Source organism: Micromonospora chokoriensis (assembly GCF_900091505.1).
In the GTDB taxonomy this organism is placed as follows: domain Bacteria; phylum Actinomycetota; class Actinomycetes; order Mycobacteriales; family Micromonosporaceae; genus Micromonospora; species Micromonospora chokoriensis.
The window spans coordinates 4,440,215-4,463,473 of record NZ_LT607409.1 but is presented as its reverse complement, the minus strand read 5'-3'; the positions used below and the strand labels follow the sequence as shown (position 1 = coordinate 4,463,473).

Annotated in this window: 26 protein-coding genes and 1 riboswitch; of the genes, 21 read left to right on the top strand and 5 right to left on the bottom strand. The window is 73.7% G+C overall.

All coding sequences use genetic code 11. The annotated features are described in order from the left end of the window. Window positions 1–148: 148 nt before the first annotated feature. Window positions 149–325, bottom strand: a riboswitch (cobalamin riboswitch). 317 nt (window positions 326–642) lie between these two features. Further along, on the top strand, window positions 643–1,359 hold the full coding sequence (locus tag GA0070612_RS20570; RefSeq protein ID WP_231924273.1) for an MBL fold metallo-hydrolase: 717 nt from the start codon (window positions 643–645) through the stop codon (window positions 1,357–1,359). An 11-nt stretch (window positions 1,360–1,370) separates the two neighbouring features. On the opposite strand, the gene GA0070612_RS20565 is transcribed toward GA0070612_RS20570, so the two are convergent. Then, the gene (locus GA0070612_RS20565) at window positions 1,371–1,706 is read right to left on the bottom strand and encodes a hypothetical protein (RefSeq protein WP_088989393.1); all 336 of its coding nucleotides are present in this window, start codon (window positions 1,704–1,706) and stop codon (window positions 1,371–1,373) included. Between the two features lie 247 nt (window positions 1,707–1,953). Here GA0070612_RS20565 and GA0070612_RS20560 point away from each other — a divergent pair, with 247 nt between their 5' ends. The 3 genes from GA0070612_RS20560 to GA0070612_RS20550 all read left to right on the top strand — a co-directional run bounded on the left by GA0070612_RS20560 (window position 1,954) and on the right by GA0070612_RS20550 (window position 3,681). Further along, window positions 1,954–2,409: an RNA polymerase sigma factor gene (locus GA0070612_RS20560; protein ID WP_231924272.1), complete on the top strand. Its 456-nt coding sequence runs from the start codon at window positions 1,954–1,956 to the stop codon at window positions 2,407–2,409. Next, window positions 2,402–3,112: a hypothetical protein gene (locus GA0070612_RS20555; RefSeq protein WP_088989391.1), complete on the top strand. Its 711-nt coding sequence runs from the start codon at window positions 2,402–2,404 to the stop codon at window positions 3,110–3,112. The genes GA0070612_RS20560 and GA0070612_RS20555 overlap by 8 nt, the downstream gene beginning before the upstream one ends. 65 nt (window positions 3,113–3,177) lie before the next feature. Then, window positions 3,178–3,681 (top strand): hypothetical protein, encoded by a 504-nt coding sequence (locus tag GA0070612_RS20550; RefSeq protein ID WP_088989390.1) that lies wholly within the window; start codon window positions 3,178–3,180, stop codon window positions 3,679–3,681. A gap of 59 nt (window positions 3,682–3,740) precedes the next feature. On the opposite strand, the gene GA0070612_RS20545 is transcribed toward GA0070612_RS20550, so the two are convergent. Together GA0070612_RS20545 and GA0070612_RS20540 are read right to left on the bottom strand one after the other, a co-directional pair. Next, window positions 3,741–4,637 (bottom strand): aldo/keto reductase, encoded by an 897-nt coding sequence (locus GA0070612_RS20545; RefSeq protein ID WP_088989389.1) that lies wholly within the window; start codon window positions 4,635–4,637, stop codon window positions 3,741–3,743. Between the two features lie 73 nt (window positions 4,638–4,710). Then, window positions 4,711–5,961 carry an MFS transporter gene (locus GA0070612_RS20540; RefSeq protein ID WP_088989388.1) on the bottom strand — a complete coding sequence of 417 codons (1,251 nt, stop codon included), beginning with the start codon at window positions 5,959–5,961 and terminating at the stop codon, window positions 4,711–4,713. A gap of 160 nt (window positions 5,962–6,121) precedes the next feature. Here GA0070612_RS20540 and GA0070612_RS20535 point away from each other — a divergent pair, with 160 nt between their 5' ends. Further along, window positions 6,122–7,108, top strand: a complete 987-nt coding sequence (locus tag GA0070612_RS20535) for a LacI family DNA-binding transcriptional regulator (RefSeq protein WP_088991644.1) — start codon at window positions 6,122–6,124, stop codon at window positions 7,106–7,108. A 39-nt stretch (window positions 7,109–7,147) separates the two neighbouring features. On the opposite strand, the gene GA0070612_RS20530 is transcribed toward GA0070612_RS20535, so the two are convergent. Then, window positions 7,148–8,272, bottom strand: coding sequence for an FUSC family protein (locus GA0070612_RS20530; protein ID WP_088989387.1), 1,125 nt, complete (start codon window positions 8,270–8,272; stop codon window positions 7,148–7,150). A 755-nt stretch (window positions 8,273–9,027) separates the two neighbouring features. Next, on the bottom strand, window positions 9,028–9,294 hold the full coding sequence (locus GA0070612_RS20520) for a hypothetical protein (RefSeq protein WP_231924271.1): 267 nt from the start codon (window positions 9,292–9,294) through the stop codon (window positions 9,028–9,030). 86 nt (window positions 9,295–9,380) lie between these two features. Here GA0070612_RS20520 and GA0070612_RS32585 point away from each other — a divergent pair, with 86 nt between their 5' ends. The 16 genes from GA0070612_RS32585 to GA0070612_RS20440 all read left to right on the top strand — a co-directional run bounded on the left by GA0070612_RS32585 (window position 9,381) and on the right by GA0070612_RS20440 (window position 23,253). Then, the gene (locus GA0070612_RS32585) at window positions 9,381–9,653 is read left to right on the top strand and encodes an FAD-dependent oxidoreductase (RefSeq protein ID WP_231924270.1); all 273 of its coding nucleotides are present in this window, start codon (window positions 9,381–9,383) and stop codon (window positions 9,651–9,653) included. Window positions 9,654–9,764: 111 nt separating this feature from the next. Continuing rightward, window positions 9,765–10,541, top strand: coding sequence for an LppM family (lipo)protein (locus tag GA0070612_RS20510; RefSeq protein ID WP_088989385.1), 777 nt, complete (start codon window positions 9,765–9,767; stop codon window positions 10,539–10,541). Between the two features lie 146 nt (window positions 10,542–10,687). Continuing rightward, on the top strand, window positions 10,688–11,032 hold the full coding sequence (locus GA0070612_RS20505) for a hypothetical protein (RefSeq protein WP_088989384.1): 345 nt from the start codon (window positions 10,688–10,690) through the stop codon (window positions 11,030–11,032). An 11-nt stretch (window positions 11,033–11,043) separates the two neighbouring features. Further along, the gene (locus GA0070612_RS20500; RefSeq protein WP_088989383.1) at window positions 11,044–11,652 is read left to right on the top strand and encodes a glycine zipper family protein; all 609 of its coding nucleotides are present in this window, start codon (window positions 11,044–11,046) and stop codon (window positions 11,650–11,652) included. Beyond that, window positions 11,649–12,347 carry a carboxypeptidase-like regulatory domain-containing protein gene (locus GA0070612_RS20495; protein WP_088989382.1) on the top strand — a complete coding sequence of 233 codons (699 nt, stop codon included), beginning with the start codon at window positions 11,649–11,651 and terminating at the stop codon, window positions 12,345–12,347. The genes GA0070612_RS20500 and GA0070612_RS20495 overlap by 4 nt, the downstream gene beginning before the upstream one ends. Window positions 12,348–12,370: 23 nt before the next feature. Continuing rightward, entirely contained in the window at window positions 12,371–13,630 is a 1,260-nt protein-coding gene (locus tag GA0070612_RS20490; RefSeq protein WP_088989381.1) for a phage tail sheath family protein, read from the top strand. Window position 13,631: 1 nt separating this feature from the next. Continuing rightward, complete coding sequence (locus tag GA0070612_RS20485) at window positions 13,632–14,117, top strand: phage tail protein (RefSeq protein ID WP_088989380.1); 486 nt, start codon at window positions 13,632–13,634, stop codon at window positions 14,115–14,117. Continuing rightward, window positions 14,092–15,474, top strand: coding sequence for a hypothetical protein (locus GA0070612_RS20480; RefSeq protein ID WP_088989379.1), 1,383 nt, complete (start codon window positions 14,092–14,094; stop codon window positions 15,472–15,474). Before GA0070612_RS20485 ends, GA0070612_RS20480 begins: the two co-directional genes overlap by 26 nt. Continuing rightward, window positions 15,474–16,364 carry a CIS tube protein gene (locus tag GA0070612_RS20475; RefSeq protein WP_088989378.1) on the top strand — a complete coding sequence of 297 codons (891 nt, stop codon included), beginning with the start codon at window positions 15,474–15,476 and terminating at the stop codon, window positions 16,362–16,364. Before GA0070612_RS20480 ends, GA0070612_RS20475 begins: the two co-directional genes overlap by 1 nt. Then, on the top strand, window positions 16,361–17,950 hold the full coding sequence (locus GA0070612_RS20470; protein WP_088989377.1) for a phage baseplate assembly protein V: 1,590 nt from the start codon (window positions 16,361–16,363) through the stop codon (window positions 17,948–17,950). The genes GA0070612_RS20475 and GA0070612_RS20470 overlap by 4 nt, the downstream gene beginning before the upstream one ends. Then, window positions 17,950–18,288 (top strand): hypothetical protein, encoded by a 339-nt coding sequence (locus GA0070612_RS20465; RefSeq protein ID WP_088989376.1) that lies wholly within the window; start codon window positions 17,950–17,952, stop codon window positions 18,286–18,288. The genes GA0070612_RS20470 and GA0070612_RS20465 overlap by 1 nt, the downstream gene beginning before the upstream one ends. Further along, window positions 18,285–18,719 (top strand): GPW/gp25 family protein, encoded by a 435-nt coding sequence (locus tag GA0070612_RS20460; protein WP_088989375.1) that lies wholly within the window; start codon window positions 18,285–18,287, stop codon window positions 18,717–18,719. The genes GA0070612_RS20465 and GA0070612_RS20460 overlap by 4 nt, the downstream gene beginning before the upstream one ends. Continuing rightward, entirely contained in the window at window positions 18,716–21,379 is a 2,664-nt protein-coding gene (locus GA0070612_RS20455; RefSeq protein ID WP_088989374.1) for a putative baseplate assembly protein, read from the top strand. The genes GA0070612_RS20460 and GA0070612_RS20455 overlap by 4 nt, the downstream gene beginning before the upstream one ends. Next, window positions 21,360–21,875 (top strand): phage tail protein, encoded by a 516-nt coding sequence (locus GA0070612_RS20450; protein ID WP_088989373.1) that lies wholly within the window; start codon window positions 21,360–21,362, stop codon window positions 21,873–21,875. Before GA0070612_RS20455 ends, GA0070612_RS20450 begins: the two co-directional genes overlap by 20 nt. Further along, window positions 21,872–22,795: a carbohydrate-binding protein gene (locus GA0070612_RS20445; protein ID WP_088989372.1), complete on the top strand. Its 924-nt coding sequence runs from the start codon at window positions 21,872–21,874 to the stop codon at window positions 22,793–22,795. Before GA0070612_RS20450 ends, GA0070612_RS20445 begins: the two co-directional genes overlap by 4 nt. Further along, window positions 22,792–23,253 carry a hypothetical protein gene (locus GA0070612_RS20440; protein ID WP_088989371.1) on the top strand — a complete coding sequence of 154 codons (462 nt, stop codon included), beginning with the start codon at window positions 22,792–22,794 and terminating at the stop codon, window positions 23,251–23,253. Before GA0070612_RS20445 ends, GA0070612_RS20440 begins: the two co-directional genes overlap by 4 nt. The last annotated feature ends 6 nt before the right edge of the window (window positions 23,254–23,259 follow it).

Below are 23,259 nucleotides of genomic sequence, written 5' to 3'. Positions count from 1 at the left end.
GCGGGGCCGATCGGCGGCGGGCGGCGCTCAGCTCAGCGGGGCGTGACCGGTCGCGGGGACGGTGGATCGCCCACCGTGCGAGTGACGACGAAGCTCGTCGATGAATGAGACGCCGTGCGTCATCGGGTCCTCCTCGGGTGTCCACGCCCTGGGGTACGTCCCGACGGCCGAAGTATCCTGGCTTCCGGATCGACGCTCTCCCCCGGCCTTCCAACCGCAGACACACGGCCGTGGCGCACGAGGGGGGATCACTCCCCGGTGACAGTGGCGGGACCGCGTCGGAATCGCACCGACTTCCTTCACTGCCGTCAGGCCGCGAATGCTGCCACACCCTTCCGCCGCGGGTCAACGCCGCTCCGACCCGGCCCGACGGCCGCCATCCATCGAGCTTCAGCGATTGCCGCGACGGCGGATGCGCGCTGTGGCAATGCCCCGGATGAATGCCCCACGCCCTTTGCTCTGCATACCCATACGCGCCGGGCACGGACCGTCACCGGTGCCTACAGGTATGCAGAGCAAAGGATGAGTAAACCTACTCTGGCCTGCTCCGATCGTCCGGCGGGACGGTGCCGGGCGGCACCGTCCCCTACGATCGGCGCACGCCACAGCAACGTCCACGGTCAATCTCGGAGGTCGATCACGTTGGTCGCCCCGCAGTTCCACCACCTGGCCGGCCGTGTCTGGATCTGTCCGGGCGATCCCGACCCGGAGGCCGTCCAGGCCGGCGTCGCCGTCGTGGTCGACGAGCGCGGCAGTGTGATGATCGACGCCGGGCAGAGCCCCGCGCACGCCCGCGAGATCCAGATCGCGCTCGCCGCCGCCGGGCTACCGCAGCCACGCTGGCTCGTCTACACCCACCACCACTGGGACCACGTCTGGGGAGCCTGCGCCTGGCCCGGTGTCGAGATCGTCGGGCACGAGGCGGCCGTGCCGCTGCTGCGCGCCGAGGCCGCCCGGCCGTGGAGCCACCACTACCTGGACGAGCAGGTACGCACCGACCCTCGCCTCGGCCCGAGCTTCCGGGCGCGGGCACGGGCTGTCGGCTCCTGGGAGGACTTCGCGGTCCTCCCACCGACCCGGACCTTCACCGATGCCGACGAGTTGCCCGCCGGCGTGGGGCTACGGCACGTCGGAGGTCGGCACGCCCCGGATTCGACGGTCGTCCTGGTGCCCGACTCGGGTGTCATGGTGTTGGGCGACTGCTTCTACCCACCGCCGGCCCACCTGCGCCGACCCGAGGACGGCCTCGACCTGGGCCTGGTCCGACGACTACTCCACGACGACTACCACTGGTACGTCTCCAGCCACGCCGAGCCGATGACCGCTGAACAGGCCCGGTCAGCCGTCGAGGACGCCTGAGCAGGCGAGTCTCAGCGGGCGTGGCGTTCCGGGTGGGCGCGGTTCCACACCCGCATCCGTTCCGGGTAGCCGGTGCGGGCCGCCTCGTACAACGGCACCGCGTGCTTGCGGGCGATGGTCCCCGCCGCCCGGGGCGTACCGGTGCGCCGGCGGATCCACTCACCGTCGTGGGCAATCGCCACCACCGTGGTGTCCGTCGCCGTGGTCTCCGGCTCCAGGTAGAACTCCACGCCCCGCCGGCTGGCGACGAACGCCTCCAGCGCCGCGAGGTCCTCGCGGGTCGCCTCCCGGTCCAGCTTCGTCGGGGTCGCCTCGGCACCCCGTGCCCGGCGATTGAACCAGCTCATGACCAGCCCCTCTCCTCGACACCTCTCCCAGTGCACCACCGAATCCTGGCAACACGCTGCACGCCGGGTGGGAGCAACCTGACCCGCGCCGGGTGGAACCCGCGACCCGTGGGCGGTGTCATGAGGGTGATCCGAACGGAGGCCTCCCCTGGACGACGACACTCTCGTCACCCGCGCCCGGGCCGGTGACCTGGAGGCGTACGACCTCCTGGTCGCCCGGCACACCGCGTCCGCGTACCGGACGGCGGTGCTGCTCGGTGCGGGTTCGGACTCCGAGGACGTCATGCAGGAGGCGTTCGTCAAGGCGTACCGCAAGTTGTCCCGTTACCGGGGCGAGTCATCCTTCCGCTCGTGGCTGCTCGCGATCGTCGCCAACGAGACCCGCAACCTGCACCGGTCCCGGGGCCGGCGGGACGGGCTCCTCCTGCGGGCGGCGACGGCCGACCCGACGTCCGAGGTCGCCGAGGACGGGGCGGTCGGCGCGGTCCTCGCCGGGGAGCGCCGGGAGGCGCTGGTCGGGGCCCTGCGGCAACTGCCGGTACGGGACCGCGAGGTGATCGTCTGTCGGTACTTCCTCGATCTCACCGAGGAGGAGACGGTGGCGGCACTGGGTTGGCCCCGGGGGACGGTGAAGTCGCGCACGTCCCGGGCGCTGGCGAAACTCCGCGGCCTTCTCGACCGGGAGGAGGTCCGGCATGGGTGACCTCGAACGGGAGTTACGCGACCTGTCCGCCTGGCTGGAGACACCCGAGCCGCCCGACGTGACCGCCCGTGTCCGCGTACGACTCGACAAGCCCGTGCGCCGGTGGCGTCCGCTCGCCGCGGCGGCGCTGGTCGCCCTCCTGGTCGCGGTGTTGCCGCCGACGCGGGCCGCCGTCGCGGACGCCGTTGCCGGGCTGCTGCGCTTCGCCGGTGTCAGCATCGCCACCTCGCCCGCCCCGACGCCGCCCGCCGGCACCCCGTCGCCGTTGCCCGCGCAGCGGACCGCCGCCCTGGACGAGGCGCAGCGGGCGGTGCGGTTCCCGATCCGCCTACCGGCGTCGTTGGGTCCGCCCGAGCAGGTGCTGGTCGCCGACCCCGACCCCTCGGGCGTCTGCCGGGTGGCGACGCTGCTCTACGACGGGGGCGCGCTGCGCATCGACGCGTTCGACGGTCGCCTCAACCTGGCCTTCCACAAGGAGGTCACCCCGCCGGGGGCGGAGTGGACGCAGGTCGACGGTGGCTTCGCCATCTGGGTCGACCGACCACACGTGTTGTCGTACGTGGACCGGGCGGGTGAGGTTCGCACGGAGACCGCCCGGCTGGCCGCGGCGACGCTGATCTGGCAGGACGCCGACGTGAGCTACCGGCTCGAAGGATCCCTCAGCAAGGCCGAGGCGCTCGAGATCGCCAGGTCGCTGCGCTAGGGAACCGAACCGGCCCGACCGGTGTCCTGACTGCGTGACGAGTCGACGCGCACTGGAGGGGTGAGATGGGTTCACGGGGACGACTGACGCTGGCGATGTCCGTGGTGCTGCTGGCGGGGTGCACGGCCACGAGCGGCGGCGGGTCGACGGCGCCGACGAGCGCCGCCGCCACCACGGGGAGCGCCTGCGCGGCGCGGGTCGAGACGGGACCTCTGCCCGACTGGGCGGACGCCGGTTTCAGCGGGGACGCTCGGGTCCCGCACGTCTTCGGCGCCAAGGGTGACATCGTGGCGGTGCTGTTCGCCCACCCGCTGCGGCAGCACCGCAAGGACGGGTCGAACAACAAGATCCTGTGGGTGGCGCAGTCCTCCACGACCTCGCCCGACCCGACGGCACCGGCCACGCTGGTGATCACCGCGACGCTGGACGGCACCGACACCACCGTCACCCGGGAGGTCGCCGGCGGTCCGGGTCCGTCGATCATCGACGTTCCCCAGGCTGGTTGCTGGCGTCTGGACCTGCGCTGGTCCGGGCACACCGACACGATGGACCTGGTCTACGCGCCCTGAGCGCACCGGCCGCCTAGGCTGCCGGGCGTGCTGAGGGACCCATGGGCGGCGGCGGCCCGTCAGTGCAGGCGGGTCAGGTCTTCGGGGGTGAGGCGGAGGGCTCCGGCGGCGATGTTCTGTTCCAGGTGCTGCGGGTCTGCCGTGCCGGGGATGGCCAGCACGTGAGCGCCCTGGTGCAGGGTCCACGCCAGGCGTACCTGGTGCCCGGTGACGCCGTGCGCGCGGGCGACGGCCTCGACGGCCTCGCCCTGCGCGGCGCTCGCGCCCTTCTCCCGGCCGGTGCCGGCGAGCGCGAAGAACGGCACGTAGGCGATGCCCCGTTCGCCGCAGAGCCGGACGACGGCGTCCTGCTCCCGGTAGGCGTCCACCCCGTAGTTGTTCTGCACGCAGACCACCGGCGCGATGCCCGCCACCTCGTCGAGTTGCTCGGGCCGGACGTTGGAGAGCCCGAGGTGCCGGATCAGCCCGGCGGCACGCAGGTCGGCGAGCGCGCCGAACCGCTCGGTCAGCGGCACCTCGCCGGGCCCTCGGCCGAGGCGCAGGTTGACCACGTCGAGGTGGTCGCGGCCGAGCCGGCGCAGGTTCTCCTCCACCTGGGCACGCAACTGCGCCGGGGTGAACGCCTCGGTGAAGCCCGCCTCCCTGTCGTACCCGAAGCCGACCTTGGTGGTGACGACCAGATCCTGGGGGTACGGCGCGAGCGCCGCGCGGATCAGCTCGGTGGCGTAGCGGGCCGGGCCGGTGCCGACCCGCAGGGTTCCGCCGGGCGAGACGTAGAACGCGGCCGTGTCGATGTGGTTGACGCCCAGCTCGACGGCGCGGCGCAGCAGGGCGACGGCCCGGGCCGGGTCGGGGTCGGCGGTGATCCGCATGGAGCCGAAGCCCATCCGGCGCACGGTGCGGTCGCCCAGGGTCCAGGTGCCCGCCGCTGCGGCGGTGATCTCGTCGGTTGGCATCGGGCGACCCTAACCAGCTCGGGTACGTGACGCAGTCGGCCACGCACCCGATACCGCTCGACGGCGGGGTGGGTTAGTTTTTAGTGGCGGACGAAACGGCGTGCGGCGGGCGCAGCACCGGCACCAGCAGCAGCGTCGGCAGCAACAGCAGTGGCACCACCAGCAGGGCCCGCAGGGTGCCGACCTCGTCGCCGAGCAGCCCCAGCAGCGGAGGGCCACCGAGGAACGCGGTGTAGCCGATCACCGCGACGACGCTCACCCGCACCGCCGCGTGCGCCTCGTCGTCGGCAGCCGCGCTCATGCCGACCGGGAAGCCCAGCGACGCGCCGAGGCCCCACAGCGCGACGCCGACGACGGCCACCGGCCCGGAGCCGGCCAGCACGGCCAGGCCGGCGCCGACCACGGCGAGCCCGATCGTGCCGCTGAGCACCGGCACCCGACCCCACCGGTCCAGCGCGACGGTGCCGGCGGTGCGTCCGACCGTCATGCCCACGACGAAGACCGCGAACACGGCCGCGCCGGCAGCCTCGCTGAGGTCCCGTCCGTCGATGAACGCGACGGCCAGCCAATCGTTGGCGGCTCCCTCGGTGAACGCCGCCACCAGCACGAAGAGCCCGATCAGCAGGGTGCGCGGCTCCCGCCAGGCGGCGAGTTGCGCCCGACGGCGGGCGGCCGGGGTGGCGTCCGCCGGGTCGCCGGTGGAGTCGACGCCCCGGGGCAGGTACGTCCGGGCGGCGAGCACCGTGCCGGTCAACACGACCACCGCCACCGCGACGAGGTGCGCGCCCACCGCCACGTCGAACCGGGCCGCCGCGGCGCCGAGCGCCGCCCCGGCCACCGAACCGAGGCTCCACCCCGCGTGGAAACGCGGCATGATCGTGCGGCCGAGCCGACGCTCCACCGCCGCGCCCTCGACGTTCATCGCCACGTCACAGGCGCCGGAGCCGTAGCCGAACGCGACGAGGCCCACCGCGACGACGGCGAACGACCCGGTCATCGTGGCACCCAGCCCCGCCACGGTCAGACCGACCGCGACCACCCCGGTGGCGAGGGTGACGGTGCGGGCCGCACCGAGGCGCTGGGCGAGCAGCCCGGCGGTGGGCATGGCGAGCAGCGCGCCGACGCTCATCGCCAGCAGCAGCAGCCCGAGCCGGCCGGCGGAGAGGTCCAACGCCTCGCGGACCGCCGGCACCCGGGAGAACCAGCTGCCGACGGCGAGCCCGTTGAGGGTGAAGGTGACCGCGACACCGTTCCTGGCGAGCAGCACCGCGTTCGCGGACGGCGCGGCGGCCGGGGCTACGGGTCGACTGGTGGGGGCGCTCACGGGGTGGGTCCTCTTCCTCGGGGTGATCTCCTCGCACGATCGCACACCTGAGAGCGCTACCACCGCAACCGGCGACCGCCCCTTACCGCTGAGGTGTCCGCCGGGGCATGATGTGAGCAGGCGTTTGTCCGACCGGGCGGGCCTCGGCGGGGAGGCGACGATGACGACAGCGGCACACCGACCGGCAACTCTCGAGGACGTCGCGCGGGTCGCCGGGGTGTCCCGGTCCACCGCGTCGCGGGTGATCGCCGGCACGGGGTTCGCCTCGCCGGCGGCCCGGGAACTGGTCGCGGCGGCTGTCGACCAGCTCGGCTACGTGCCCAACCCGGCCGCCCGCGCGCTGGTCCGCGGCGGCGGCGTACGGATGGTCGTGGCGGTGCTGGGGGCCAGCGCGGCGGTGCTGGACGACCCGTACGTGCACCGGGTCGTCGGTTCGGCGGCCCAGGTGTGCACGCCCGCCGGTGTCGGTGTGGCGTTGCACTGGCTGCCGCTGGACGACCCGGGCGGGCTGGCCCGGCTCGACGATCGCAGCGTGTGCGGGGTGATCCTGGTCAACACCACGGAGGAGCTGCTGGAGTCGGTGCCCCGGTCACTGCGGGGCCGGGTGGTCTCGATCGGCGTCGGCTCGGCGAGCGTGCCGTCGTTCGACGTCGACAACGTCACCGGGTCCGAGGCGGTGCTGCGTCACCTGTACGCCACCGGTCGCCGCCGCATCGCCATGGTGGCCGGCCCTCGGTGGTTGCCCTGCGCGCAGCGCCCCGTGGAGACGTACCGCCGTTTGATGCGTCAGGCCGGGATGCCGGAGCGGGTGCTGCCCGGCGACTTCACGGCGGCCTGCGGCCGGGCGGCGGCCGACGTGGTGCTGCGTCAGTGGCCGGACGTCGACGCGATCTACGCGATCAGCGACGACACCGCGCTCGGGGTGATCGCCGGCCTGCGCGACGCCGGGGTGCGGGTGCCCGGCGACGTCGCGGTGGCCGGTTTCGACGACATCCCGCTGGCCGGGCTGACCGCCCCGGCGTTGACCACGGCGAGCCACCCGGTGGGGCGGATCGCCGCCGCCGCGGCCACCGCCCTGCTGGACGGACGTCCGGCCGCGCCGGTGACCCTCTTCCCGTCCGCTCTGGTGGCCCGGGCCAGCGCCTGACCGTCGGGTCGGTGGGTGGTGGTGGGGCCGACGGCCCGATCAGACGGCGGGGAGGCCGAGGGCTTCGTCGACGCGGGCGAGGACGGCGGCGTCGTCCTCGGGGTTGACGCCGCGCAGCAGGTCGATGGCCGTGGCCCGGACCTGCCCGATGATCATTGCCAGCGGCAGGGTCTGGGTGGCGCCGAAGAGCTGCCCAGCGGTGTGCACGGCAGCCAGCGCCGCCTCGTCGGCCCGCGCGGCGTGCTGGTCGGCGTTGTCGTCCTGGCCGTTGAGGTCGGCGGCGAGGGCGGCGCCGGCGTGGCTGACCGCCTCGGCCAGCGACCGTAGGGCGACACCCAGCTCGGGCGGGACGGGGGTGTGCAGTCGACTGAGCGTCACGCCGGCGCGAGCCAGCACCCGGACGTTGCGGACGGCGTAGTCGGTCTGCCGGATCGACTGGTCCACCGAGCGCAGCCGACCGATGTGGCGGCGTCGACGGACGTTGAGCCGCAGCGCCTCGCCGGCGGCGAGCACTCCGTCGCGTAACCCGTCCACGCGGGCGTCCATCCCCCGGGCTCGGGTCAACGCGGTGACCGCGGCGTCCTCGTCACGGCGGTCGAGGGCGTGCGCGATCCCGCCGAGCAGCCCGGCCAACTCGTCGAAGGTCCGCCGTACCTCGGCGACCAGCGGAGCCAGTGGGCGACGGGCGTCGACCAGCAGGCTGGCCGCGAGCGCGACCACGCCCCCGATGAGGGCGTCGACGAAGCGGAACGGCACCAACGTCCCGTCCGGTGGTGCGACCACCACCAGGTAGAGCGCCGAGACCGCCGCCTGCACCAGCGTCACGCCGGTGGCGCCGAAGGCCACCGCGAGCAGGACGGTGAGCAGGATGACGGTGAAGACCGTCCAGGTGCTGCCCGGGCCGAGGGCCTGCACCACCAGGTCCGCGACGAGCACCCCGGCGGCGACGCCGAGGACGACCTCGACGGCCCGACGGATGCGTTGACCCCGGGTCTGTCCGAGGACGATCAGCGCGGCGGCCGGCGCGAAGAAGGGTTGCGGATGCCCGAGCAACCGGGTGGCCAACAGCCAGGCCACTGTCGCCGCGACGGTGGCCTCCAGCACCGGCCGCCAGCCGTGCCGGAGCCGCCCGCCGGCCGTCCGCAAGCCGCTGAACCGCATCATCACCCAATCTCTCCTACCCGCGCCGACCGTCCTGCCGCACCCCGGCCTGAACAGCACGTTGCCCCCGAACGGCACTGTGTCGTCGAGCCCTGGCACCACCGCCAACGCACGCCACCACACCGCCCGCCCGCACCATGCGGCCCGCCCCGCGTCACACCGCCCGCCCGCACCATGCCCGCCGACACCACGCCGCCCGCCCGCACCACGCCCGCCGGCACCATGCCGCCCGCCCGCACCACGCCCGCCGACACCATGCCCGCCGACACCATGCCGCCCGCCCGCACCACGCCCGCCGGCACCATGCCGCCCGCCCGCACCACGCCCGCCGACACCACGCCGCCCGCCGGCACCATGCCGTCCGCTCCCTTTGGAGCTGATGCCGCAAACGAATCGGGCCCGTGCCGTGAACGCACCAGGCGCGATGTCGTAAACGATTCAGCTCCAAAGGACCGAAACGCAGCATCACACCCCCGGCCGAAGGCCCACGGCCCACCGCCCACCGCCCACCGCCCACCGCCCACAGCCCACAGCCCACAGCCCACAGCCCACAGCCCACAGCCCACAGCCCACAGCCCACAGTGATCGTCTCCCAGCACGCGTCAGACCTGCTCACCGGGCCCCACGGCGCGCCCGCCGACGCCAGCACGCCGACGTTCTCACCGGGCCCACGCGACCCGGCCGCGCGCCGGGCGTACCGGGCCGGCCCCACGCACCCGCCACGCCCGCACCGCCACGCCCGCGCGGCGGCGGCGGGGTCAGCTCCCGGTCAGGGCACGAAGCAGCGTGCGGACTGCGGCGCTCAGGTCGGTACGGCTGGCCGCGCTGCCGGGCGGTGGGGCGGTGCGCGCGCCCGCGCCGACCAGACGGTCGACGAGGAGCCCGTCCACGAACGCGACGAACTGGTCGCCCTGCCGGTCGGGATCGGCGGCCCCGGCGCGGGCCAGCAGGTCCCGGGCCTGCACCCGCAAACCGGTGCCGTGGTGCAGGATGCCCCGCAGCTCGGCCCGGTGTACCGCCTCCACAGGCAGGCGTACCGGGCCAGGGTCCGGCTACGCCCGCTGCTCAACCACCTGTCGAGCACCTCGGCGATGCCGGCGGCGAGCTCGCGGTGATCGTGGGCGGCGGCATCGGCGGCCTGAGCGCGGCGCTCGCCCTGCACCGGCACGGCTGGCGGGTCACGGTGCTGGAACGCGCCGCCGAGCTGCGCGAGGTCGGTGCCGGTCTGGGCCGCACTGCGGAGCATGGCCCGCTACGCGGACTGGAGACCCCCGGCGGGTTGAGCCGGCCCCTCGGCACTGTGGTCGGTGCCTCACCCGGTCGAGCTCGGGTCTCCCCCGGTCGACAATTGACCGTCGGAGTCCCAACACTCCAGGGTATTTAACGAAACTGGTTGCGGGCTCGTTCGAAGGCGACAGCTCGTTCGTACAATCGGCGACTGTCTTGTGACCGATCGCTGACTGCTGGTGTGAAAGCGATCACACACACTGAGCCCATGAACAGGAGAGTCAACCGCGGTAGGGCACTCCGCGTCGCGGTGTGTCTCATTCTTCTCGCCGCGCTCAGCGGTTGCATGCAACTCAACATGGGCCTCACCGTCAATGCCGACGACACAGTCGACGGTCAACTGCTGCTGACGGCCCAGAAGCAGGTGTTGAGCGCCCGAAACAAGAACGTCCCGGCCGCCTTCGCGGAGCTGCGGCAGAGCATTCCCGCGCTGCCCGCCGGCGAAGAGACCCTTTATCAGGACGACACTTTTTACGGCTCCCAGATCAGTTACCGCAAGGCGCCGCTGGCCGGTTTCGACACGGAGAGCGTGAAGCTGGTCCGGGACGGTGATCTCTACCGTTTCACACTGCCACTGGACCCGAAGAAATACGGCGGAAAGGTCACGCAGCAGAATCCGCAGCAACAGCAGGCGTTCCTCAAGCTCATGTCGTTCGAGATCTCGGTGACATTCCCCGGCCGTGTGATCGACAGCAATGGCACTGTCAACGGCCGTTCGGTGAGCTGGAAGGTCGACGCCAACCAGGACAAGCCGACCGAGTTGCGGGCCGTGGCCGAGGCACCGCCTCGTCCGTCCGCCTCGCCGGCCGCCGCAGGCGACGACGGAGGTGGCTTCCCCTGGTTGCTGGTCGGCGGAGGCGTACTCCTTCTGCTGCTGCTCGCTGTGGTGGGCGTACTCCTGCTGCGCCGCCGTCAGCCGACCGTGCCGACCGCGCCCGGCCCGACCCCGACGGGCCCGCCCGCCGGCGGCCCGGGGCCCGGCTGATCCACCCGGTGGCCGGCGCCGCCGGCCGCGCCCGGCTCCGGCCGCCCCCGAGACGACGGCGACCGGCCCCGGTGCTCCCCGCCGGGAGCACCGCACCTCACCACCACCACATCCCGGTCGCACCATCGCAGAAAAGGGGGATCGCCGTGAACGATCTCTTCACCTGGGCAGCCCTGGGCAGCATCGCCGGTGCCAGCGCCGCCACCCTCCTGGCCACCAACGTCATCGGCGGGCTCATCGGACCCAGCGGCGACAAGGCCCGCAAGTGGATCGCCATCGGCATCGCGCTCCTGCTGTCCTACGTGACAGCGGCGTTCGCCGACGAGGCCGGCGGCGAGAAGTGGGTCATCGCGTTCTTCAACGCGCTGGTCATCTTCTCCGCCGCGCTCGGCATCAACCAGATCCCACCCGGCAACCGGCAGGCGACCCAGGCGTCGCCGACCCAGGTCGCGCAGGGCCGCGAACCCCGTTTCGTCCGTTCCTGGGTCTGAGGGGTGACGTCATGGTCTTCGGACTTCTCAGCGCGGCGGTCCAGGTCATCCTCGGCGCCCTGTTCGGCTTCCTCGCCGGCGGCACGATCGGCCTGCTGATCGGCGCCGTCGTCGGTCTGCTGGTCGGCGCGGTCTTCGGCTGGGCGGTGACCTCCGCCGGGGTGTACGCGCCGGACGCGCGCGGCATCTTCCTCTTCGTCGTCGACCACACCTGGAGCCTGCTCAACACCGTCGTCGGGGCCATCTACCTGGCCGTACACCTGGTCTTCGGGCACTCGCTGGACCGGCCCACCTCGGCCGGCAGCGGACGGGTCTGCGTGGTGGAGGGGGTCTCGCCCCGCTACGCCACCACCATCGGCACGGTCTGCGCCGGCGCCAGCTCGGGCATCCAACGGCACGAGGACGTGCACATCTTCCAGGGCCGCCTGCTCGGGCCGCTCTACATCCCGCTGGTGCTGGCGAACTACGTGCTGTTCACCATCGCCCCGGTGTGGTTGCTGTACCACGACCACACCAACGCCCCGATCAACCGGTTCACCAGGTACTTCGAGATCGGCGTCTACCCGCACGTGTGGAACGAGGCCATCGCGTACCGGATCCAGGGGACTCCGCCGCGATGACCACCGATGGGCGCGGCCCGATCGAGACGGCCACCGCCGAGTTGGCCTCCTGGCTGACCGGCGCGGTGGGGGAACCCGTCCCGGTCGGTCCGCCCCGCACCGACGGCGACGCCGCCGGCCTCACCCTCTGGCCGCTGGAGTTGCGCCCGGCCCGGCAGACCCGCTCCAGCGGCGCGGTCCGCGAACCGTACCGGTTCACGGTCCGCTACCTGCTCTGCGTGACCGGTCCCGCCGGGTTGCCCCGGCTGGACCGGGTGCTCACCGCCGCGACCACCGACGGCAGGTATCCGGTCGTCCTGGAGGCCGGTGACCCGGCACTCTGGGCCGCGTTCGGCGCGGTGCCGCGCCCGGCGCTGCTGATCGACGTGCCCGCGCAGGTGGACCACCCCACCCCGGCCGCACCGCCGGTCCTGCAACCGTTGCGGCTGCGGCAACTCGGGGTACGCGCCCTCGCCGGCCGGGTGGTCGGTCCCGAGGACCAACCGCTCGCCGCGATGCGGGTCGAGCTACCCGGCACCGGGTCCGCCACCCGCACCGACCCCGACGGCCGGTTCGTGATCGTCGGCGTCCCGCACGACCCCGACCACCCGGGTCCGGTCCGGCTCCGGCTGACCGGTCGGGGGCTCGTCCTCACCGCCGACGTCGACCCCACCGAACCCGACCTCGTCATCGTCTGCGCGCCACCGACCCACTGACGCCCACCCGCACAGGAGGACCGATGCCCAGCTACTTCTCCCCCGGCATCTATGTCGAGGAGGTCCCCAGCGGCGCCCGACCGATCGGCCCGGCGAGCACCAGCATCGCCGCGTTCGTCGGCGTCGCCCCGGATCGCTCCGCCCACCTGGGCACGGCGGTGCCGGTCAACAACTGGACGGAGTTCCTGCGGCTCTTCGCCGGCGGTGAGCGGGTGGAGAGCACCCCGCTCGCCCGGGCGGTCTTCGGTTTCCTGGACAACGGGGGTGCCCGCTGCTGGGTCGTCAACGTCGGCGAGGGCGGCGCGATCAGCGGCACCGGGCAGCGGCGCGGCGGCCTGCAACTACTGGAAGCGGTCGACGAGATCTCCATCATCGCCGCCCCCGGCTTCCACGACCCGGTGTCGCACGAGGCGCTGCTCAGCATGGCCGAACGCACCCGCACCATGGTCGCGATCTGCGACCCGGCACCGGACATCGAGGACATCTCCGCGTTGACCCGCGTCGCCACACCGTCCTCCGGCAAACCCCCCAAACCCGATGGGGGTACGGGCGGCGGCTCGGGCGGCCCCGGCGGCGGCTCGGCCCAGCCGGGCGGCTCCGGCGGCCACGAGGGGGCGGCCTACCGGCCACGGCAGTCCGAGTTCGGGGCCTTCTACTACCCCTGGCTGCGGGTACGCGACCCGATCAGCGGCGAGTTGGAACTCACCCCGCCCAGCGGGCACCTGGCGGGCATCTGGGCCCGCACCGACGCCCTGCGCGGCGTGCACAAGGCACCGGCCAACGAACCCGTACGCGGGGCCGTCGACCTGGCCTACCTGGTCACCCGACCGGAACACGACGTGCTCAACCCCAAGGGCGTCAACGTGATCCGGTACTTCGCCGGGGAGGGCATCCGCGTCTGGGGCGCCCGTACGCTCGCCGCCGAAGCCAGCGAGTGGCGCTACCTCAACGTGCGGCGGCTCAGCATCGCCATCGAACAGGCCATCGCCAACGGCACCCGGTGGATGGTGTTCGAACCCAACGACTTCACCCTCTGGCGCTCGATCCGACGCGACATCGGGGCGTTCCTCACCCGGGTGTGGCGCGACGGCGCGTTGCTGGGGCGCAGCCCCGAGGAGGCGTTCTTCGTCAAGTGCGACGAGGAGACCAACCCGCCGGACGTCCGTGACGCCGGCATGGTGATCGCCCACATCGGCATCGCCGTCGTCAAGCCCGCCGAGTTCGTGGTGTTCAAGCTGAGCCAGTGGGCCGGCGGCACCGAGACCGAGACGATCGGAGGCTGACATGGCCACCCCAGCCACCCCGCAGCAGCCCGGCGCGCCGGTCGACCCGTACCGGGCGTACAACTTCCGGCTGCTCATCAACGGCGTCACCAACGGCCACTTCACCGAGATGACCGGCCTGGAGGTGAACATCCCCGGGCAGCCGTACCGCGAGCACGGCCTGGGCCGGATGCGGATGGTGCCCGGCCAGGCCGAGTACGAGCCGGTGACGTTGCACTTCGGCCTCACCGCCTCCCGCGAGCTGTGGGACTGGGTGAACGCCACCGCGCAGGGCACCCTCAACCGCCGCAACGTCTCGGTGGTGCTGCTCGACTCGGTCGGCTCCACGGAGGTGCTGCGCTGGAACCTGATCGGCGCCTGGCCGACCCGGTGGCGGGGCGCGCACCTCAACACCCTCAGCCACGAGATCGCGATCGCCTCGTTGACCCTGCGCTACGAGGGCTTGGAGCTGGAGACCGGCGGTGCCGCCGCGCCAGCGCCCGCGTAACTGGTTGGCCGCCCGGCTGCGCTCGGCCGCCGGGGCGGTCGAGCGTCTCGCCGGGCGGGTCGAGCCGGTCGGGCAACCCCGGCAGGAGCCGCCGTCGGACCCGCCACGCCGCTTCGGGGAACCCCCACAGCACTGGTTGGACGTGGTGGCCACGCACGCCCCCGGCCTGCTGCGCGACCTGGACCTCGACCCGGCACCGCCGCAGACCGAGCAGACGCGGGGCCCCGAAGAGCAGCACGGGGGGTCCGGCGACGCTACCGCGGCCCCGACGGCTGACGAGCGACGGTTCACCCTGGGCCGGGCCGGCAGCCTGGTCGCGGACCTGTCCCGGCACCCCGCCGACCCCGGCCTCTCCACCGGCACCGGTGTCGAGCGCGACGCCACCCGGCTGTCGGCCCCCGACACGACGGGCAACGCTGGCACGGCCGGCGGCCCTGCGGCGGGTGACCTCGACGCGGCGGGCGGCGCGGAAACCGTCAGCGTGCCGGAAGGTGGGGCTCGGCCTGGACATGCGGTCAGGCCCGACGGCCTCGGCACCACCGGAAGGCGCGGCGCGGCAGGGACCGTTCCAGCGCATGGTGGTCCCGACAGGGCGGGTAGCTTCGGTACGACCGGCGCGGCGTACGACGTCGCCGGACCGCGCCTGCTGAGCCACGTCGGGCAGCCGGGCACCACGCCGGACGCGCGGCCGACGGCGGGGTGGAGCGACACGCCCAGAGTGGCTACCCGAGAAGGCAACTCGGGGCCGGGCCACATCTCGCGGTTCGGCAGCGTCTCAGCCCCCGCTCTGAAGTCCGCCGACCTCCCCGCCCTGAAGCCCGCCGACCTCCCCGCCCTGAAGCCCGCCGACCTCCCCGCCCTGAAGCCCGCCGACCAGCAGGGCCCAGAGCCGGCATCCCCCCGCCAACCACTCCCCCGCCCAGCCCCCACCGTCGGCGAGATCTTGGAGGATTTCGGCCCCTCCAGGGGCACGTTCCTTCCAAGATCTACACGTCCCGCCGCTGACGACGGGTGGGGTGGGGGTGGTGGGGGTGGTGGGGGCGGCGGGCCGTGGCCCGCCCTGCCGGGCGAGCGGGTGTCGCCTGGGCAGCACCTCGACCGGGCGGCGCTACCGCAGGGCGGGCAGCGGCCCGTTCAACGCACCGAGGTTGATGCGGCGGAACGGGTCGGCCGTCCGGATCGCGTACCTGGTGGACACTGGCCGGCGAGCACGGCCCTCCCGGCGATGCCGCCGCAGGTGACGGCCGGCGACCCGTGGCCGGCGCTGCCGGACGACGCGGCGGTGTGGACAGTGCCCGGCGACGGGCTGGACGCCGCCCACCTGGGTCGCCTGGACCGGGAACAGGCGGGTGACTGATGGAACGCGTCGCCTTCCTCATCGACTCGTCCGGCGTTCGGGTGGACTGCCTACTCAACCCGGAGACCGTGCAGGTGACCCGGCTCGCCGGCGTACGCCGACGGGGTGTTGCCGGCGGTCAGCTCACCGGGTCCGGGCTGGCCGACGATCCGCTCGTCTTCACCGGTGGCGGCCGGACCGAGCTGGTGCTCGACCTGCTCTTCGACGTCGACTTCGTGGAGGCGCAGGTCCGCCCGGCCGACGTGCGGGTGCTGACCCGTCCGCTGTGGATGCTCGCGGAGAACTCCGCGGTCGAGCATGGCTGGCTCCGACCTCCGCTGGTGCGGTTGGTGTGGGGCAAGACCTGGAACGTGCCCGGCGTGATCGTCGCGGTGGCGGAGCGGTTCGACGCGTTCACCGGCACCGGGTCGCCGCGACGCTCCTGGTTGCGGCTGAAGCTGGTCCGGGCCACCGAGACGGCCGACCAGGCACAGGCCGGCTTCGAGGAGGAACTGGCCGCGGCGAGCACCCCGACCGCCGCGCCGGGCAGCGCGGTGATCGCCGCGGGCGACGGCGCGGCCGAGCCGGGACGATCCGGGGTGCGCTTCGACCTGCTGGCCAACGACGCGCTCGGCTCGCCGTTGCGCTGGCGTCTCCTCGCCGAACACAACCGGATCACCGACCCCCTCGCCGTGCCGGCCGGCACCACACTGGCGGTCCCACCACCGGCACCGACCGCCGGCCCGACCACCACGGGTGCGGTGACGGCAGCAGCGCGGGCGCTCGCCGGAGCGGTGGGTGCCGGCGCGGCGTTCGTCGGAGCGTCGATCGCCACCGCGCCCGCCGCCTGGGGCGCGGCGACCGGACCCGCGCCGACGAGCACACCCACCGGCCCCGGGGGTACGCCGTGACGAGCGTCGCGCCCCGGGCGCTGACCGTGCTGCTCGACGGCGTCGAGCTGTCCGGCGCGGCCCGTCAGCGGATCCGCTCGCTGCGCGTGGCGGCCCGACTCGACCAGCCCACCCAGGCCGAGCTGGTGCTCGCCACCACCGCCGGCGCCGGCGCGTTCGACCCGGCGGTCCGCCCCGGCACGACCCTCGGCGTACGGCTGGCCGACCACGCCGATGCCCTGTTCGACGGGGAGGTCACCGCGGTGGAGGTCGAGTACGCCGCCGACGGTGCCGGGCTGCTGCGGCTGCGGGCGTACGACCCGTTGCACCGGTTGCGCAAGCGGCAGGGGTTGCGGGTGTTCACGTCGGTGACCGCCGTCGAGGTGGCTCGGGAGTTGTGCGGCGAGGTGGGGTTGGCGGTGACCGCCGACGTCGACGGGCCCCGGGTGGACCGGTTGTCGCAGCACCGGCACAGCGATCTGGAGTTGCTGCGGGAGGTGGCCGGGCGGGCCGGGCTGCACCTGGCCGCCGACGGTGACGGCGTCCGGTTGGTCACCCTCGCCGGTTACGGGGAGCCGGTCGCGTTGACCCTCGGCGCGGGCGTGCACACGGTGCGCCTGTCCACGAACACCGACCGGGCCGGCGGTGCGAGCGTGGCCCTGGGCTGGCACCCGCAGCGGGCCGAGGTGATCAGCCAGCAGGCCGACGAGGCGCGCTGCGGTCGACCCGCCGACGACCGCCCGGACCCGGCCGACGTGGGCGCCGACGGGGTGCGGACCGCCGTGGACCAGCCCGGCCGCAGCGACGACGAGTTGGCGGCGTTGGCCCAGGCCCGCCTGGACACCCGGGCGGCGGCGCTGGTCACCGCCGAGGGGGTGGCCGAGGGCGACCCGGCGCTGCGACCGGGCCGGCGGATCGACCTGGGCGGTGTGCCGGACCCGGTGGCCGGGGCGTACGTGCTGACCGAGGTGGTGCACACGGTGGACGGCGACGGGCACCTGACCCGGTTCTCCACGGTGCCACCGGTCACCCCACCGGCCCCGACCGGCGGGGCGGTGGTCACCCTGGGCTCGGTCACCGACGTCGCCGACCCGGACGGGCTGGGACGGGTCCGGCTGACCCTGCCCGCGTACGGGGACCTGGACGCCGGTTGGCTCGCCGTGCTCTGCCCCGGCGCGGGGCGGGGTAAGGGTCTGGTGGCGCTCCCCGACCCGGACGACACGGTGCTGGTGGTGCTACCCGGCGGCGAGCCGGCGTCGGGCATCGTGCTCGGTTCATTGTTCGGCGCCGTCGAACCGTACGACGCGGGCATCGACGACGGGCGGGCACGGCGCTGGACGATGCGTACCGCCGGTGGGCAGTCGATCGTCGTCGACGACGTGAACCGCAGCTTGCGCCTCGCCACCGAGGGCGGCAGCTTCCTGGAACTGACGCCGGATCTGGCCACGCTGCACGCGGCGTCCGACCTGGTGATCTCCGCACCCGGCCGGGCCATGGTGGTGCGCGCCCGCAGCGTGGACTTCCTGCACGCCGAGTCGGCGGAGGACCCGACGACGGCGGCGGAGCAGGCCCGTTCCCTCGCCCGCGCCCACGAAGGAGGCGGCTGATGCGCTGGATCCACCGCGACTCCGTGATCACCTGCGACCACGACGGCCGGGTCGAGAACCGGCCCTCGCGGAAGTGGGTGACCGTCACCGGCGTACCCGTGCTGGTCGACGACGACCCGGAGGGACGCGACATCGTCGCCTGCCCGAACTACGGACCGACCATCAAGCCGTGTACGACGACGCTGACCGTCCGGGTCGGCTACAGCGACTGGATCCGCGTCGACGGGCACCGGGTGGTGCTCTCCCACCTGTCGGGGTTCACCAACGGCACCCCGCCGGGGCTGGTCAGGCACACCGTGCGGGACCCACGCCAGCAGTTCCTGGGGGCGGACCGGTGAGGGCCTTCCGCTTCGTCGGCGCCGGCTTCGACGCCGGCCGGACCGGCGGGTTGGCGCTCACCGCGGCCGGTGGCCTGGCGATGACCGAGGGCGACGAGAGCGTACGCCAGGCGCTGTTCCTGCTCCTGTCGACCACGCCGGGCGAGCGGCTGATGCGACCCGGGTACGGGTCCCGGCTGCACCGCCTGGTCTTCGCGCCCAACGACGACACCACGGCCGGCCTGGCCATCCACTACGTCCGGCAGGCGATCAACCGCTGGGAGCCCCGGGTCGAGGTGATCGACGTGGACGCTGGGCCGGACCCGGACGACGCGTGGCGACTGGTGATCAGGTTGGACTACCGGGTGCGGACCAGCCTCACACCCGGGCAGCTGGTCTTCTCCGTGGACCTGCTCCCGGCCGACGACCCCGCCCAGGGAGGATCCTCATGACACTGCCCGTGCCGCACCTGGACGACCGCGGTTTCCTCGACCTCGTCACCGAGGCCCGGGAACGGATCCGGCAGTCCTGCCCGGCGTGGACCGACCTGTCGGCGCACGACCCCGGCATGGCGCTGGTGGAGGCGTTCGCGCACCTGACCGAGGTGATGATCTACCGGCTGAACCAGTTGCCGGACAAGGCGTACGTCTCGTTCCTGAACCTGCTCGGGGTCGCCCGGCACGCACCCACCGCCGCGTGGGCGGACGTCCTCTTCACGCGTACCGGCACCGACCGCGCGGCGGTCCGGATCCCGGCCGGCCTGCGGGTCGCGGCGGCTCGCGGCGCGGACCCCCGGCCGGTCGTGTTCGTCACCACCGAACCGGCGGTGCTGCCCGCCGACGAGACGTCGGTGACGGTACGGATGCACCACTGCGAGACGGTCGAGGCGGAGTTGCTCGGTGTGGGGACCGGCCAGCCGGGTCAGGTGCTGCGGGCCGCCCACGCGCCGTTGGCGCACACCGCCGAACCGTTGGACCTGCTGCTCGGCGTGGAGGTGCCGTCCGGCACCGTCGAGTTGGGCGCGGCGGCCCGCGAGCACGACGGGCGCACGTTCGAGATCTGGCAACCGGTGGACAGTTTCGCCGGGCTCGGCCCCCAGTCGAAGGCGTACCGGGTCGACCGCTGCTCGGGCACCGTCACCTTCGCCCCGGCCCTGGACCTGCGACCGCCCGCCGCCGCGCAGGCCTCGGTGGGGACCCCGACGCTGGTGACCGTCGCGGCGGTGCCGCCGGCCGGGCGGCAGGTCCGGCTCTGGTACCGCCGCGGTGGTGGGCCCACCGGCAACGTGGCGGCGGGCACCCTGACCAGCCTGCGTGACCCGCTGCCCGGGGTGCGGGTGGACAACCCCGCGCCGGCCGCCGGTGGCCGCGAGACCGAGGCGCTGGAGTCGGTGCTGCTGCGCGGCCCGTACGAGTTCTTCGCGCAGCAGCGGGCGGTGACCGCCCGCGACTTCGAGGTGCTCGCCACCAGCTCCGGCGCGGTGGCGCGGGCCCGGGCGTTCACCCGCGCGGCGGTGTACAGCTTCGCCCGGCCGGGTGAGGTCGAGGTGGTGCTGGTGCCGTACGTGCCGCCGACCGCTCGTCCCAACGGTCGGCTCCCGGTCGCGGTGCTGCGCGAGCACGAGGTGCCCGAGGCCCGGCACCGCGTCGAGGCGGACCTGGAGGAACGCCGGATGGTCGGTGTCCGGTCCCGGGCTTCCTGGGCCCGTTTCAAGGCGGTGTCGGTGCGGGCCCGGGTGGTGGTCCGCCGGGAGGAGGACGTGGACGCCGTCCGGAGTCGCATCCACGACCGGCTGCACCAGACGTTGAGTCCGCTGCCGACCGCGCTCAACCCGACCGGGTGGCCGTTCGGTGAGCCGCTGCGGGCGTCCAACGTGTACCGGTTGTTGGAGCACGCCGAGCCGGGTGTGCGCTACGTCGAGTCGGTGCGGTTCGTGGTCGACGAGGCACCCGACGCGGAGGTCCGCGCCCTGGCCGTGGACCAGTACCAGCCCCGCACCTGGTATGCCGGGCGTGGTCCGGTGGTGTTCCGCTCCAGCAACGGCGGCGCGGGCTGGGAACCGGCGGGCCGCTTCGAGGGCGAGACGGTGTTGCGGGTGGCGCCCGCCCCCGCCCCGGTACGGCCGGGCATCGTGGCGCGTCCCGGCTCGGTGGCCGTGGTGACGGTGCGCGCCTCCGGCGGCTCCCGGGTGCACCTGAGCAGCGACCTCGGCGAGACGTGGTCCCTGCTCACCGATCTGGACTCGCGGATCTCCGACGTGGCCTGGCTGGACCGCGACGGCGCCGGTGCGCTGCTGGTGGCGACCGACACCGGCCTGTACGAGGTGTCGCTGCTGCCGGGGGCGGTGCCGTTGCAGATCCTGGTCGACCCGTCCGACGCCGACCGGGGGTTCTACGCGGTCCGCACGTTCGTCTCGGAGCGGGGCGCGCCGGGCGTCGCGGTGGCCGCGCAGGCGAGTTTCGGGGTGTACCTGTCGACCGCCGGCGGCCGGCCCGGCAGCTTCGCCCACGTCGGGTTGTCGAACGTGGACAACCGGGTCCTCGCCGTGCAGTACGACGGACCGGCCACCCTGCTGTGGAGCGGGGCCGGCGAGCCGGACCCGAGGAAGCCCGGCCAGGGCTGCCATCGCACCCGGCTGTTCGAGTCCGACGTGAAGTGGCAGTCGACGCAGTCCGGGTGGATCGGCGGCACCTGCCGGGACGTGGCGTTCGCCGGGTCGCTGGCGGTGGCGGCCACGCAGAGCGGCGGGGTGCTGCGGCTGGACACCCTGGCCGCGCAGCCGCAGTGGCAGCCGGTGTCGGTGAACTGCGGGTTGCCGCTGCGGGACCGGACCCGGTTCGTGCCGGTCGACGCCATCGCCGTGAACGGCCCGGCGACCGGCGGGAGCGGCGGTGCCGCAACCGGCGGGAGCGGCGGCGGGTCCGGCGCGGCGGAGCGGCTCATCCTGGCCGGCGGCGAACGCGGCGTGTACCGCAGCGCCACCGCTGTCGACTGGACACCCAGCGCCAACCAGGCCACCGCCGACGTGGTGACCGTCCCGGATACCTGGCTGCTCTGCTCCGGCGAGCACGACATCGAGGTGGTGCGCCAGGATGCGACGCTCGGCGATTGAGCGGCTGCTGCCCGCCGCCTACCAGCGGGCCTGCGTGCCCGGCAGCGTGCTCTGGACGCTGCTGGACGTCATGGAGGCGCTGCACGCCCCGGACGAGGCGATCCTCGCCGAGGTGGACGCCCTGTTCGACCCGTACCGGGCGCCGGACGCGATGGTCGTGCGGTTGACCGGCTGGGTGGCGATGGACCACGTGGTGGCGTCACCCCGGCCGGACACCCCGCTGCCGCTGCCGGTGGGCCGGTTGCGTGACCTGGTGGCCGACGCCGCGCTGCTGGCCCGGTGGCGCGGCACCCCGTACGGGATGCGTCGCGCCCTGGAACTGGCCACCGGAATGGTGGGCTTCGCCATCGACGAACCCGCCGAGCAGCCGTTCCACGTGGTGGTGCGGGTGCCGGCAGCCGCCGCCGGTCAGCTCGCCGTGATCACCCGCATCGTCGAGGCGGAGAAGCCCGCCTCGGCGACCGTCGAGATCGTCCTGGAAGAGGAGTCGCCATGACCACCGAGTGGGCGGTCGTCGCCGCCGCCGAACAGTTCACCCTCGATCCCCGCAACAGCGGCGAGCTGACGTTCACCGTCTCCAACCCGGGCAACGCCCCGGACACTGTCGTGTTCGACGTCGCCCCCGGTGACGGTTCCCAGCGGGCGTGGTTCACCGTCGCCGAGCCGCAACGGGTGGTACCCGGTCAGGGTTCGGTGTCGTTCCTGGTCAAACTGGCGGTGCCGGCCGGCACCGCTCCCCGGCGCTACGACATGACCGGGTTCGCGTACTCGGCGAACACCGCGCCGGAGGAGAGTTCCCGGTCCAGCGGTCGGGTCACCTACGAGGTGCGGGCGGTCGCGCCGCCACGGCGTACCCCCTGGTGGTGGATCGCCGCCGCGGCGGCGTTGGTGTTGGTGGTGGTGACCGTGGGCGTGGTCCTGCTGACCCGCGACGACGGTCCGGGCGAGCCGCGGGTGGTCACCGTCGAAGCGGAGAGCCTCATCGACGGCGCGACGGTGGAGTCACCGGGCAAGAGCAAGGCGACGGTGGCGGCGCAGCCGGACTGCTGTGGGGTGACCTGGTCCGGCGGCGAGCAACTGTTCTTCCAGGGCCTGGCCATCGGCGACCGGGTGACCGTGACGGTGCGGATCCCGGCCGACGGCACCTGGCGGTTCGCCGCGGTCCGCACCACCTCGCTCGACTACGCCAACACCGTCTTCGCCGTCGACGGCAACCAGGTCGGTGGCACGTTCCTCGGGTTCACGCCGACGGTGCGGAAGACGGAGTTCGTGGACGTCGGCACGGTCCAGCTCACCAGGGGCGCGCACCAGGTCACCCTGCTGGTGGTCGGCAAGACGCAGGGCACCAGCCGGTACTTCGCCGGTGTAGACGTGCTCCGGTTCAGCGAGGTCGTGTCACCGGCCGCCGCGCGATGAGCGGCCGGCAGAAGGCGCTGCTGGGCGTGCTCGCCGTCCTGCTGGTGGCGCTGTTCGTGGTCGCGGTCGGGGCGGGTCGCGACGACCGGGGTGACCCGGGCTCCCGACACGGCCTGGTCGACCGGTTGGGGGCGCTGGGCGGCGAACGCGCCACCGTGGACCCGGGCACGGTCAGCGCCGACTGCTTCGAGGAGCCCGGCCGGCTGGTCTTCTCGGGTAGCTGTGAGCTGCGGATCGCCGACCCCGGTGGGTTACGCACCCTGGTGCTGCGCAGCGCGGCGCGGTTCACGGTCACCGCGCCGGCCCCGGGCGACGCCGACCTGACCATCCGCGACGAGGTCGAACCGGCCGGCGACGGCACCGGAGCCGTGGCGAAGGTGGCCGTCGACGAGGCCACGTCGGTCGGCGTGCGCTGTCCCGGCCTCGGTTCCTGCACCGTCGTCGTGGCGACGTCCTGAGCTGAG

Bases quoted from the DNA above. Each gene is read 5' to 3' on its own strand.
- GA0070612_RS20495 (WP_088989382.1), top strand. From the start codon at position 11,649: ATGACCACCGATGGGCGCGGCCCGATCGAGACGGCCACCGCCGAGTTG.
- GA0070612_RS20475 (WP_088989378.1), top strand. From the start codon at position 15,474: ATGGAACGCGTCGCCTTCCTCATCGACTCGTCCGGCGTTCGGGTGGAC.
- GA0070612_RS20550 (WP_088989390.1), top strand. From the start codon at position 3,178: ATGGGTTCACGGGGACGACTGACGCTGGCGATGTCCGTGGTGCTGCTG.
- GA0070612_RS20555 (WP_088989391.1), top strand. From the start codon at position 2,402: ATGGGTGACCTCGAACGGGAGTTACGCGACCTGTCCGCCTGGCTGGAG.
- GA0070612_RS20565 (WP_088989393.1), bottom strand. From the start codon at position 1,706: ATGAGCTGGTTCAATCGCCGGGCACGGGGTGCCGAGGCGACCCCGACG.
- GA0070612_RS20440 (WP_088989371.1), top strand. From the start codon at position 22,792: ATGAGCGGCCGGCAGAAGGCGCTGCTGGGCGTGCTCGCCGTCCTGCTG.
- GA0070612_RS20530 (WP_088989387.1), bottom strand. From the start codon at position 8,272: ATGATGCGGTTCAGCGGCTTGCGGACGGCCGGCGGGCGGCTCCGGCAC.
- GA0070612_RS20455 (WP_088989374.1), top strand. From the start codon at position 18,716: ATGACACTGCCCGTGCCGCACCTGGACGACCGCGGTTTCCTCGACCTC.
- GA0070612_RS20535 (WP_088991644.1), top strand. From the start codon at position 6,122: ATGACGACAGCGGCACACCGACCGGCAACTCTCGAGGACGTCGCGCGG.
- GA0070612_RS20450 (WP_088989373.1), top strand. From the start codon at position 21,360: ATGCGACGCTCGGCGATTGAGCGGCTGCTGCCCGCCGCCTACCAGCGG.
- GA0070612_RS20490 (WP_088989381.1), top strand. From the start codon at position 12,371: ATGCCCAGCTACTTCTCCCCCGGCATCTATGTCGAGGAGGTCCCCAGC.
- GA0070612_RS20485 (WP_088989380.1), top strand. From the start codon at position 13,632: ATGGCCACCCCAGCCACCCCGCAGCAGCCCGGCGCGCCGGTCGACCCG.
- GA0070612_RS20545 (WP_088989389.1), bottom strand. From the start codon at position 4,637: ATGCCAACCGACGAGATCACCGCCGCAGCGGCGGGCACCTGGACCCTG.
- GA0070612_RS20445 (WP_088989372.1), top strand. From the start codon at position 21,872: ATGACCACCGAGTGGGCGGTCGTCGCCGCCGCCGAACAGTTCACCCTC.
- GA0070612_RS20500 (WP_088989383.1), top strand. From the start codon at position 11,044: ATGGTCTTCGGACTTCTCAGCGCGGCGGTCCAGGTCATCCTCGGCGCC.
- GA0070612_RS20465 (WP_088989376.1), top strand. From the start codon at position 17,950: ATGCGCTGGATCCACCGCGACTCCGTGATCACCTGCGACCACGACGGC.
- GA0070612_RS20510 (WP_088989385.1), top strand. From the start codon at position 9,765: ATGAACAGGAGAGTCAACCGCGGTAGGGCACTCCGCGTCGCGGTGTGT.